At 38.1% G+C, this 12,471-nt stretch carries 12 protein-coding genes; 7 read left to right on the top strand and 5 right to left on the bottom strand.

The window, feature by feature from the left end:
- The first annotated feature begins 43 nt into the window (after positions 1–43).
- The 4 genes from NL42_RS05245 (at position 44) to NL42_RS05230 (ending at position 6,745) form a co-directional block, all read left to right on the top strand.
- On the top strand, positions 44–679 hold the full coding sequence (locus NL42_RS05245; RefSeq protein ID WP_461312010.1) for a hypothetical protein: 636 nt from the start codon (positions 44–46) through the stop codon (positions 677–679).
- Between the two features lie 68 nt (positions 680–747).
- Positions 748–1,857, top strand: coding sequence for an efflux RND transporter periplasmic adaptor subunit (locus tag NL42_RS05240; protein ID WP_461312009.1), 1,110 nt, complete (start codon positions 748–750; stop codon positions 1,855–1,857).
- Positions 1,858–1,872: 15 nt separating this feature from the next.
- The gene (locus NL42_RS05235; RefSeq protein ID WP_461312008.1) at positions 1,873–4,971 is read left to right on the top strand and encodes an efflux RND transporter permease subunit; all 3,099 of its coding nucleotides are present in this window, start codon (positions 1,873–1,875) and stop codon (positions 4,969–4,971) included.
- A gap of 58 nt (positions 4,972–5,029) precedes the next feature.
- The gene (locus tag NL42_RS05230) at positions 5,030–6,745 is read left to right on the top strand and encodes a proline--tRNA ligase (protein WP_461312007.1); all 1,716 of its coding nucleotides are present in this window, start codon (positions 5,030–5,032) and stop codon (positions 6,743–6,745) included.
- Between the two features lie 53 nt (positions 6,746–6,798).
- Here the strand turns inward: NL42_RS05230 and NL42_RS05225 are convergent, their stop codons facing one another.
- The 4 genes from NL42_RS05225 to NL42_RS05210 form a co-directional block, all read right to left on the bottom strand.
- A complete protein-coding gene (locus tag NL42_RS05225; RefSeq protein ID WP_005309794.1) occupies positions 6,799–7,140 on the bottom strand; it encodes a YegP family protein in 342 nt (113 codons plus the stop codon).
- Positions 7,141–7,350: 210 nt separating this feature from the next.
- Entirely contained in the window at positions 7,351–7,695 is a 345-nt protein-coding gene (locus NL42_RS05220) for a zinc ribbon domain-containing protein YjdM (RefSeq protein ID WP_461312006.1), read from the bottom strand.
- Positions 7,696–7,786: 91 nt separating this feature from the next.
- The gene (locus NL42_RS05215) at positions 7,787–8,143 is read right to left on the bottom strand and encodes a DUF488 domain-containing protein (RefSeq protein ID WP_461312005.1); all 357 of its coding nucleotides are present in this window, start codon (positions 8,141–8,143) and stop codon (positions 7,787–7,789) included.
- A gap of 107 nt (positions 8,144–8,250) precedes the next feature.
- Positions 8,251–8,703 (bottom strand): SRPBCC family protein, encoded by a 453-nt coding sequence (locus NL42_RS05210; RefSeq protein WP_461312004.1) that lies wholly within the window; start codon positions 8,701–8,703, stop codon positions 8,251–8,253.
- 212 nt (positions 8,704–8,915) lie between these two features.
- On the opposite strand from NL42_RS05210, the gene ygfZ reads away from it, so the two are divergent.
- From ygfZ to NL42_RS05195, 3 genes are all read left to right on the top strand, one after another.
- Positions 8,916–9,638, top strand: a complete 723-nt coding sequence (gene ygfZ / locus NL42_RS05205) for a CAF17-like 4Fe-4S cluster assembly/insertion protein YgfZ (RefSeq protein WP_461312003.1) — start codon at positions 8,916–8,918, stop codon at positions 9,636–9,638.
- A 147-nt stretch (positions 9,639–9,785) separates the two neighbouring features.
- Positions 9,786–10,496: a DsbC family protein gene (locus tag NL42_RS05200; RefSeq protein WP_461312002.1), complete on the top strand. Its 711-nt coding sequence runs from the start codon at positions 9,786–9,788 to the stop codon at positions 10,494–10,496.
- Between the two features lie 185 nt (positions 10,497–10,681).
- Complete coding sequence (locus NL42_RS05195; RefSeq protein ID WP_461312001.1) at positions 10,682–11,506, top strand: tetratricopeptide repeat protein; 825 nt, start codon at positions 10,682–10,684, stop codon at positions 11,504–11,506.
- Positions 11,507–11,535: 29 nt separating this feature from the next.
- Here NL42_RS05195 and NL42_RS05190 read toward each other — a convergent pair whose 3' ends face one another.
- The gene (locus tag NL42_RS05190) at positions 11,536–12,459 is read right to left on the bottom strand and encodes an AEC family transporter (RefSeq protein WP_461312000.1); all 924 of its coding nucleotides are present in this window, start codon (positions 12,457–12,459) and stop codon (positions 11,536–11,538) included.
- Positions 12,460–12,471 lie beyond the last annotated feature (12 nt).

The following is a 12,471-nucleotide window of genomic DNA, read 5'->3' as shown; positions in this document are numbered from 1 at the left end:
ATTTAAAAATAAGCGATTTAGCTTTCTTTTTTTGGGGATTTTAATGAATAATCGGATGAAATATGCCTTTTATAGGAACTGCTTGTCTGTATCTGTAGGCATTATTTCCTTCGGTTCGCTCTGTTTCTCAACGACCCTTGCTCTAGCCGACACCCCTAAAGTGGTCTGGTATCGTTATTATGATCAACAGGGCACGGCTAACATTAGTACATCAGTCACCCCTGCTCACATTCGTTACGGTTACGAAGTTCTAGATCAAAATATGCAAGTGATCAAAAGAAATCACTCTTATAATGCTCAGGCTGATTTAAATCAATCAAGTCAACGAGCACTGTCGGCACGGCATAGAGAACTCGATATCAAATTAAAAAATGCCTATAGCAATAGTAAGACAGCCATGCTTAAAAGAGATCAAACATTACTTGCTATAAAGAAGCAAATTAACTATCAAGAGGAACAGCTCGACCAGTTACAACAAGACAAAATTTTATTTAAGCGTCAAGAAATGGAATATTTCAGAAAGAGAGAAGTCATTCCTGAGCGACATAAGACTTTGATTGAAAACAATCTAAATAATATTTACAGGGTCAAACAAACAATTGAAACACTTTCCAAGACCTACAAACGTACCAATAGCGAGTATGAAAATATTATCGAACGTTTAAAAAAGCTTGAATAACTGTAAAGGTTTATCAAGAATAGGGGCAAAATAAAATTTGAATTATAGGATGATGCTGTATGCACAAGATGCATCTCACCCCTTCCACTATTTTTAAACTGAGTATTATTAGTTTATGTTTGATTTTAGCTGCATGTAATCAGCAAGAAACAAATAAAACAACGGCATCAGCTCCAGCAAAAATTGAACTTATTCCTCAAGACCTGATTGCAGTTAAAGAAGGAGCGCTTGACTCTCAAACTGCATTTACGGGAACCATTCGTGCTGTTCAGCAAAGTTCTATTCAGGCTCAAGTGAGCGCCACGGCGACTACTGTAACTACAAATGTTGGCCAGCAGGTACAAAAAGGCCAAGTTTTAGTGAGATTGAATAATCAGGACAATGTTGCACGATTAGCACAAGCACGCGCCAACCTCGCATCAGCTCAGTCGCAAGCTGAACTTGCACGCAATTTAATGAACCGAAAGCAACGACTTTTTAATCAAGGCTTTATTGCCCGTGTCGAGTTTGAACAGAGTCAGGTTGACTATAACGGACAACTTGAAAGTGTAAAAGCCCAACAAGCGAATGTTGATATTGCTCGTAAGGCTGATCAAGATGGCATTATTACCAGCCCAATTTCAGGCGTCATTACTAAACGACAAGTCGAACCTGGTCAGACTTTATCAGTTGGTCAAACATTATTTGAAATCGTAAATCCAGACCAACTTGAAATACAAGCCAAGTTACCAATTGAGCAGCAGTCTGCTCTTAAGGTGGGTAGTAGCATTCAATATCAGATTCAGGGAAATTCTAGACAGTTAAATGCGACGCTTACACGTATTTCCCCTGTCGCAGATCAAGACAGCCGACAAATCGAATTTTTTGCCGTTCCTAAAGAAAAAATTGATTCGTTAAGTATTGGGGCTTTCATTAATGGAAATATTCTCAGCAGTGACACTCAGCAAGGCCAAACGATTCCTTTAGATAGCATTCAAAATATGCAACATGATCCTTTTGTATGGGTGGTACGTAATCACACCATTCAAAAAGTTAAAATTCGAGTAATTGAACAGCGCTATAACGACAATATTGCTTTAGTTGATGGTCTACAACGTACAGATCTAGTGAGCCGTATTCAATTTGAAGACTCCGACATTAATAAAAAAGTGACGGTTACAACCGAAAAAAATAAATAAGGTAGCAAATAGCGTATGTGGTTTACTCGGATCAGTGTGAAATACCCCGTTTTTACTATTATGATGATGATCAGCTTAATGGTACTCGGGTTAGCTTCTTGGAAACGTATGACGGTTGAAGAGTTTCCGAACGTCGATTTCCCATTCGTCGTAGTGACTACGCAATATGCTGGTGCTTCACCTGAAGCTGTCGAATCAGATATTACAAAAAAACTCGAAGATCAGATCAATACAATCTCAGGGATTAAACAGATCACTTCACGCTCAAGTGAAGGCTTTTCGATGATTGTAGCTGAGTTTAATCTCGATACTTCATCGGCCCTTGCAGCACAAGATGTTCGTGACAAAATTGCACCTGTCTCAGCTCAATTCCGTGATGAAATTGATACCCCGATTGTACAACGCTACGACCCTTCTTCTAGCCCGATCATGTCAGTTGTATTTGAATCAAATAGCATGAGTTTGGCTCAACTAAGTTCATATGTAGATAAGCGTATCGTGCCACAGCTTAAAACCGTGTCTGGTGTCGGTAATGTGAATTTATTGGGGGATGCCAAACGGCAAATACGAATAAAAATTCTTCCTGAGCAATTGCAAAGTTACGGCATTGGCATTGATCAGGTCATCAATACGCTAAAAAATGAAAATATAGAAGTTCCCGCAGGAACTTTACAGCAAAAGAATTCTGAACTGGTTGTACAGATTCAATCAAAGGTGATTCATCCACTTGCTTTTGGTGATTTGGTGATTGCCAATAAAAATGGTTCACCAATTTTTCTAAAGCAAGTTGCAACGATTGAAGATACACAAGCCGAACTACAATCAAGCGCATTTTATAATGGAAGAACCGCGGTCTCTATCGATATTTTAAAGAGTTCCGATGCCAATGTAATTCAGGTGGTCGATAAAACCTACCAAACGTTAGAGAAATTAAAAACACAAATGCCTGCGGGTCTAAACTACAAAGTTGTGGCCGACAGCTCGAAAGGAATTCGCGCTTCAATTAAAGACGTGACCCGTACCATTATTGAAGGTGCTGTCTTAGCAGTTTTAATTGTTCTATTATTTTTAGGCTCTTTCCGCTCTACCGTCATTACAGGTCTGACCTTACCGATTACTTTGCTAGGAACCTTAACTTTCATTTGGGCTTTTGGTTTTAGCATTAATATGATGACGTTATTAGCTCTATCACTCAGTATTGGTCTCTTAATTGATGATGCGATTGTGGTTCGGGAAAATATTGTAAGACATACTGAACTTGGCAAAGATCATGTGACTGCCGCCTTAGAAGGCACAAAAGAAATTGGTTTAGCCGTACTCGCAACCACGCTTACCATTGTGGCTGTATTTTTACCTGTTGCCTTTATGGGCGGGTTGATTGGACGTTTCTTTTATCAGTTTGGCGTAACGGTGAGTACAGCCGTTTTAATTTCAATGTTTATTAGTTTTACGCTCGACCCAATGCTTTCTGCTCACTGGAAAGATCCGGTTAAGAAAAAAGATAATTGGCTACAACGCTTTTTTAACCATATTTCTAATTTGTTAGATCGACTTACCCATGTTTATGAAAAGCTCTTAAAGCTGGCTTTACGTTTCCGCTTGATCACAGTCATTATTGCAATTGCTTCATTATTTGCTGCATTAGGATTATCTAAACTGATTGGAACTGAATTTGTACCTACCCCAGATAAAGGCGAAGTTCGTATTCAGTTTGAAACCCCTGTAGATGCATCTTTGGAATATACCCAAGCAAAACTCCATCAAGTCGATCAAATTATTAGACAATTTCCAGATGTAGTTTCAACTTATGGCGTGGTCAACAGTGGGGTTGATTCTGGTAAAAACCGTGCAGGTTTAGGCGTGACCTTAAAGCCAAAACAAGAACGTAGCTCAGATTTGAATACACTCAACAATGAGTTCCGTGATCGTTTGCAAAGTGTAGCGGGTATTCGAGTGACTTCTGTTGCAGCAGCGCAAGATTCTGTCTCTGGCGGACAAAAGCCAATCATGATTTCTATTAAAGGGACAGACCTGAATGAACTACAGAAAATTTCAGATCGTTTTATTGCTGAAATGGAAAAAATTAAAGGTGTAGTTGATTTAGAAAGTTCATTGAAAGAACCAAAACCAACTTTGGGTGTTCATATTAATCGTGTACTTGCAAGTGATTTAGGCCTATCTGTTTCACAAATTGCCAACGCGATTCGCCCATTAATTGCTGGTGATAATGTGACAACATGGGAAGATCGTGATGGTGAAAATTATGACGTGAATGTCCGTTTAAATGAAAATAAACGTATGCTTCCGCAAGATGTGCAGAACCTCTATCTCAATTCCAATAAGACCAATGCGACTGGACAAAATATATTAGTTCCACTTAGCGCAGTTGCAACGACTGAAGAGAAACTCGGTGCTTCACAAATTAACCGACGTGATCTTGAGCGTGAAGTACTTATTGAGGCCAATACCTCAGGACGACCTAGTGGCGACATTGGTCAAGACATCGATAAAATGCAAAAGGCATTTAAGCTACCTGCTGGCTATACATTTGATACTCAAGGGGCAAATGCTGACATGGCTGAATCTGCTGGATATGCATTAACAGCCATCACCCTCTCAATTGTATTTATCTATATTGTTTTAGGTTCTCAGTTTAATAGCTTTATTCATCCAGCTGCAATTATGACCTCTTTACCATTGTCCCTCATTGGTGTTTTTCTTGCCCTATTCTTGTTCAAAAGTACCCTAAACCTATTTTCAATTATTGGCATTATCATGTTGATGGGGCTAGTCACTAAAAATGCGATTTTGCTTATCGACTTTATTAAGAAAGCAATGGATCTGGGGACAAGCCGTTACGATGCTATTTTACAAGCGGGCAAAACTCGTTTACGTCCAATTTTAATGACGACAAGTGCAATGGTGATGGGGATGGTTCCTCTAGCTTTAGGTCTTGGCGAAGGTGGTGAGCAAAGCGCACCAATGGCTCACGCTGTGATTGGGGGAGTAATTACCTCTACCCTATTGACTCTTGTGGTTGTACCCGTCATTTTCACTTATCTAGATGACTTGAAAAACTTTATGCTGCGTCAAACTCGACGATTCATGTCATAATGCAGCGATTATCGTATAATCTGCGTTTTTATAACGCTTAACTTTTAGGACTTTTTCCATGCGCGCAAGCCGCTTTTTATTTGCAACGTTGAGAGAAACCCCAAATGATGCTGAAGTGATTTCACACCAGCTCATGTTACGTGCGGGGATGATTCGTAAATTGGCATCTGGTTTATATACATGGCTGCCGATGGGAACACGTGTGCTTAAAAAAGTAGATGCGATTGTTCGTGAAGAAATGAACCGCTCAGGCGCGATGGAAGTATTCATGCCCGTGACTCAACCCGCAAGTCTTTGGGAAGAATCGGGTCGATATGAACAATATGGTCCTGAATTATTGCGCTTTAAAGATCGTCATATGAACCCATTCGTACTTGGGCCAACGCATGAAGAAGTTATTACAGACATGGCACGTAACGAACTTAAAAGTTATAAGCAGCTTCCTGTAAATTTCTATCAAATTCAGACCAAATTCCGTGATGAAATTCGTCCACGTTTTGGTGTAATGCGTTCACGTGAGTTCATCATGAAAGATGCTTATTCTTTCCATGCAACTCAAGAGTCATTACAAGAAACTTATGACGTAATGTACGATACTTATAGTCGTATTTTCACTCGTTTAGGTTTAGATTTCCGCCCAGTACAAGCCGACACAGGTTCTATTGGTGGTTCAGCTTCACACGAATTCCACGTATTGGCTGCTAGTGGTGAAGACGACATCGCATTTTCAACTGAATCTGATTATGCAGCAAACGTTGAAATGGCTGAGGCTGTTTTAGTTGGTGAACGTGCGGCACCTACGCAAGAACTTAAATTGGTTGAAACACCAAACCAGAAAACAATTGATGATGTATGTCAGTTCTTAAATGCTGATCCTAAGCAATCTGTAAAAGCATTATTGGTTCAAGGTGTTGCTGACGAAAAAGGTAATGTTCCTGTTGTTGCTCTATTTGTACGTGGCGACCACGAACTGAATGAGATTAAAGCTGAGAAGCATCCTTTAGTGGCTGCCCCTCTTACTTTTGCAACTGAAGAACAACTTCAAGCATTTGGTTTAACTGCTGGCTTTACAGGTCCACAAGGTTTAGTTGAAAAAGGCTTAACTGTAATTGTTGATCGCGCTGCATCTGTGCTTTCAGATTTCGTTGCTGGTGCAAATGAAGCTGATAAACATGCTGTTGGCGTAAACTGGGAACGTGATGCACAAATTACCGAAGTTTTTGATTTGCGTAATGTAGTTGAAGGTGACCCATCTCCAGACGGTAAAGGCACACTACAAATTAAACGCGGTATTGAAGTAGGACATATTTTCCAGCTTGGTACTAAATACTCTGAAGCTTTGGGCTGTAAAGTTCTAGGCGAAGATGGCAAACCATTTACAGTAACTATGGGATGCTACGGTATTGGTGTAACACGTGTTGTTGCAGCTGCAATTGAACAAAACTACGATGACAAAGGTATTATGTGGCCACAAGCTATTGCACCTTTTGAAATTGCAATTGTTCCAATGAATGCGCATAAATCACCACGTACTGTTGAAGCAGCAGAAGCGCTTTATGCAGAACTTCAAGCTCAAGGTTTTGATGTATTACTTGATGATCGTAACGAACGTCCGGGCGTTAAGTTCTCTGACCTTGAGTTAATGGGTATTCCACACCGTATTGTGATTGGTGAAAAAGGTCTTGATGCTGGTACTTTTGAATATAAAGGCCGTCGCGATGCTGAAGCGAGCAATTTAACGAAAGAAGAGCTTTTAGCTAAGTTAGCGCGTTAATAAATAAACAAATAAAAAAGCAGCTTTTAGAAGCTGCTTTTTTAACTCAATTTTTATGCCTGAACCGTTAAGTCTTTAATAGTTGTCGATGAACCATTGGTTTTAACAGACTCAATTCCTTTATCACGTGAAGCTTCGCTCGCATAAAACTGACTTGTGCCAATAATCTGATGATTTGCAGCTTTTAAATTGAAATAAGGTTTCCCATTCTTTGCAGTTAAACGCTCATATCGTGCGTCATCACCACTATTTTTCTGAATTGATTCAATACCATTTACCGCAGAAGCTTTAGCCTTATATAGCTCACTATTTAGAATAGGTTCGCCATTTCCTGCCTTCAAAATAAAGCGGTATTGTCCATCACTCGCTAGTGAAATTTCGTACCATCCTGCCATAAAAACCTCATTTTTTTGTTGGTGTGGGTATGACTTTCGTTATTATTCTGGACGAAAGTTATTTGTTATTTATGACAATATAAATGGGCAATCATTCTTTGAATAGCCCATTTTTTATACTTTTTCGTAATAAAATTATAATGATATTAGAAATTTAAAAGGCAGAGATAAAATGTATATCTCTACCGAAATGTAATGAAAATTAACAGTTTAAGCTTTTTTTACAAATTCAGATTTTAACTTCATCTGACCAATACCATCAATTTTGCAATCGATATTGTGACCATCACTTGCATCTGGAACTAAGCGAATCGTTTTTACTTTCGTACCTACTTTTACGACTGAAGATGAACCTTTAATTTTTAAGTCTTTAATGACAGTTACGCTGTCACCATCAGCTAAAACATTTCCATTAGCATCTTTAATAATTTCTTGTTCTTCAGTAAGCGATGCATCCCCTTCTTTCCACTCATTTGAGCATTCAGGACAAATCAATAAGTCGCCATCTTTGTAAGTATATTCTGATTGGCATTTTGGGCAATTTGGCAAAGACATGGAAAAAATCTCAAAAAGTATATTATGCGAGATATGACTCATTTTTTAAAGTTTTAAATAAAAGACTTTTACCAAAAAAAAATTTATACATTCATTTTGAGTTTTTACTTAATAAATATTCTTTCAAAATAATTGCATGGTTATTTTCAACATCTTTTGCTGAATATAAAAGCGTAACTATATGCTCTGCTGCAATGTGTTGCAGCTCTTCAATTGCGGAGTTGGTCTCAAGCTCTTTTAAATAATGCTGCTTAAATTCTTCCCAATGATCTGGCGTTGCACCGTGGAACCATTTGCGAAGTTCAGTTGAAGGAGCTACCTCTTTTAGCCACAAATCCAAATGAGCATTTTCCTTACTTATTCCCCTGCTCCATAGGCGATCAACTAAAATACGTTTTCCATCACTAGGGTTTGCATTTTCATAAATTCTTTTAATGTGTATATCCATAATCTTTCTCTGAGTAAGGTTTACATTTTAGATAGATCTTATAAAAGAAAAGTGAGTAGATTTAGCTCCACTCACTTTTTAAATAGTTCATTAAAATTTTAGAAAGCTTATTGGTCAGGGATATCTGCTTCGATTAACAAAGTCAGTAAAGATAAAGATTCTTGCCATCCCAAATAGCAAGCTTCCTTAGGAATAACTTCAGGTATACCTTCTTGCGTAATATGTACTTCCGTACCCACCATTACCGTTTTCAATGTAATGGTGACTTGCATCGTGCCTGGTAAATTTGGGTCATCGAATTGATCGTTATAGCGAATTAATTCATTTGGAACTAATTCAACATATGTTCCACCAAAAGCGTGTGTTGAACCTGTCGAAAAATTGGTAAAACTCATTTTATATGAGCCACCAACATTTGCATCAAAACTATGAACCTTGGCAGTAAAGCCGTGCGGTGGCAACCACTTTACTAAAGCGTCTGGATCTAAAAATGCACGATAAACTCGCTCGGCTGGAGCCTTAAACACGCGATGAAATTTCACTGTTCCTGTTGCCATCATATTCTCCTTATTTTAATTTCTTTTAAATTATCGAAATTATGTTTATTAGCTTAAACCCTCATATTTATGCGAACGTATATTTTTGGTGTTTTTTCAAACAAAATTCTTTCTTTGGGCCTAATCAAATTACGAAAACTATGGCTGATTTTTTAGTAAAAATGGAGCAAAATAGTCAGCAATCATAAAGAAACATATTGAATTTGAGATTAATCATGAGTCTGCTCGCTTTCTCCTCATATGCTTTAAACGGTGTAGATGCACAAAAGTTTTTACAAGGCCAAGTTACTGTAGATACTGAACATTTAGCTGAAAATGAAACTCGCTATACAGCCATTTGTGATCTTAAAGGTCGTATTCACTTTGGCTTGTGGCTAAAGAAGATTAATCCTGAAAGTTTTGAAATTGTAGTTACTCAAGATCAAGCAGAAGAGTTTGCCAAACATGTTAAAAAATTTGGTGCTTTTTCGAAAATGACCTTGAGTGAACAAGGCCCTGCTTTTCCTAAGATTACTGGTCATCAGACTGAATTTTCTGCACAAGAAACTGATATTTCTGAATGGCAAAAACAAGCTATTATGACTGGTCAAGCGTGGATTACTCAGGCAACTGAACATGTGTTCCAACCACAAGAATTACGTTTACATCAACGTGAAGGCGTAAATTACGATAAAGGTTGTTACCTAGGTCAAGAAATTGTGGCGCGTCTTTGGTTTAAAGCAAAACCAAAACACTGGTTACATCTGGTTCAAGGTACAGGCGAGGCACCTGCTTCAGCAACTCAATTAAATAACGATGTTGAAGTTGTTAATAGTATTGCAATTGATGAAGGTTATCTTGCGTTAGTTATTGCAAAACCTACTGCTCTACAAGAGTTGGGTCTTCAAGTTCTTGAGTTACCTGAAGCCTTAAGTGGTGATGTTGCAAGACCACAATAATAATTTTTACTGATTTTTAAAAGCCCATCTATAAATTGGTGGGCTTTTTTATAGATACAAAACACTAATGAATTCATTAGATTAGAACATCAAATTTTTAAGTTTTATATGCCATCATTAACCCTGTTGAAATTAAAGAGAAAAAAGATGAAAACTAAACTTGCTACACTCATGTTGAGTTTGGCTATTTTTGGTTCTGCTCATGCTGATCTTAAAGCACTTGAACAAAATCTTAAGACGAATTATCCGGATTTGCCTGTAAAAGGTGTTTATCAGTCGCCAGTTCAAGGCATTTATGAAGTGTATACAAGCGGTCGTATTGTCTATACCAACCAAGATGCTAAGTACTTTTTTGTTGGTAACTTAGTCGACATCAAACAACAAAAAAATATGACTGAAGAACGTATTGCCGAATTAGGTAAAATTGATGTTAAAAGCTTACCGCTCAATCAAGCAATTAAGTACGTAAAAGGAAAAGGCGAACGTACAATCTATATCTTTACTGATCCTGATTGCCCATATTGCCAACACCTAGAACAAAATATGGTTGGGGTTGATAACGTAACGGTATATGTCTTCCTTTACCCGCTGACCAGTTTGCATCCAAACGCCGAAAAAGTATCTAATCAAATCTGGTGCTCAAAAAATCCGGCAGAATCTTGGATGAACTATATGCTTAATCGTAAATTACCTACGACCAGCAAAAACTGTTCAACACCAATTCAGAAAAATATCGCTTTAGGTAATAAATTAAATATTGATGGAACACCGACTCTGTTCTTACAAGATGGTCAACGAATTTCTGGCGTACCAAGTGATGCCAAGCAAATTGAAGCATTACTCAATTCAGCAAAATAAGAATATTACCCACTCCGTTTTATGAATGTGAGTGGGTGTTTTTTCTCCACAATTTGCCCAAAGTGCAGTGCTTTATATACAAATCGGCTGTTTACTTTCAGCTATCAATATTTATGATGAGAAATTGAAACTATTTTAATGCATCAACGGAATGATGTAGCTACGAAGTAAAAGGTTAAAAAGAAATGAAGAAATTACTAATCGCAAGCCTAATCACCCTTTCAAGTGCATCAATTTTTGCAGCAGATAACACCTCAGCTGCTACTAAAACAGATGCGTTTAAACAAGCCGAACAACTTTATGCAGCAAAAAATTACCCTGCTGCCTTTCAGGAAATGCAACGCCTAGCCCAAACAGGCAATGCTCAAGCGATCTATAACTTAGGTTATATGACCCAAACGGGCCAAGGAACAGCAAAAGACTCTTCTAAAGCTCTCAAATATTATGAAGATGCTTCAAATAAGGGTTATGCCCAAGCGAGTTACACGCTTGCACAAATTTATGAGACTGGTGAATTAGGTGTTGCCAAAGACAGCAACAAATTCAGTCAATATATTCAAAAAGCATCGGCTCAAGGTTCTGACGATGCGACTGTAAAAATTGCGACGATTTTATTTGCTCAGAAAAAACCGCAGTCACATCAAATCGCCCTTCAAAAGTTAGCGCCTTTAATTAGAAAGGGTAACTATCCTGCTACTCAGGTGAAAGCACTTTATGATATTAGCCAAGGTGTGGAAAATAAAAATCCGTTAATGAAACGCAAAGGCATCGAAGCTTTACAGTCAATCGCACAAAAAGGTTACGCTCCTGCGTCTATGGCTTTAGCGACCATGATGGCGAATGGCAATATCATTCCACAAAATTTACCTGAGGCCAAAAAGATCTTTACTGAACTTGTCAATCAAAATGTTCCTAACGCTAAAGAGTCTTTAGCCTCGGTTGATAAGATTATTGCAGAAAAAAGTAAACAGGCTGCTAATGCTCCCGCACAGCCAACGCCAAAGAAATAATGAAATTAGCCCCTTATGGGGCTTTTCTTTTACCACCACAAAGCAATCAGCCCGCTAACACCAATAAAACCAACAACTGTACTAATCATAAGCGGTGTTAATGCTTTTTCATTTAAGCCATAGGCTTGTCCAAAAATTCCGAAAGCTATTGGCATTGGTAAAGCAGCAATTAATGTTCCTGCATAAAGCATTTCACGGCTTACACCTGGAGTGATCAAAAAGAGAGAAAAAATCACGGATGGCATGAGGATAACTTTAAATATCGCCAACAAAATACTTTCTGTATTTACTGTTGTGATTCCAATACCGACTAAACTCCCGCCAATTGCAAACAAAGCCAAAGGCGAAGCTGTACGTCCAAGTAACTCTAAAGACTGATCAAGAGTCGCAGGAAGATTAACATCGAAAAGAATACATCCCATTCCAACCAAAATCGCGATAATGACAGGATTCTTTAGTAAGTTTAAAAAAGTCTGTTTTAAAAGCGGTAAAAGATTTTGTTGTTGATGTAAACCAGCTTCGGCCAGAATGAGCATCAGCGCCACAATCAATAAATTTTCAATGATGAGTGTTAAAGAAATATAAATCGCAGCGTGATTACCTATCAACATAGTCAAAATAGCAGTTCCCATGAACCCAGTATTGGACATAGATGCGCCCATCGAAATAACGGCGCTATGGGTTAAACTATTTTTAAAATATTTTCGATAGAGAATAAAAGCCAAGAAAAATAGAATTAAGGACCCACCGCCATAAGCAAGAAAATAAGCTGGGTGCCAAATGTCTTGTAAGTTTTTATTTGCCAAAGAATGAATTAAAAAAGCTGGTAAGGAAATTTTAATTACGAATGCGCTAAGAGCCCTGATCTGTTCAGGTGTTACCAATTTGATGAGGACACAAACATAGCCCATCAATAGCAATATCAAGATAGGTAAAATAACCTGAAAAACCACTGACCGTCCTCA

Source organism: Acinetobacter sp. GN11 (assembly GCF_054823985.1).
The sequence above is the reverse complement of the archived record's forward strand: the minus strand, read 5'-3'. Positions and strand labels throughout refer to the sequence as shown.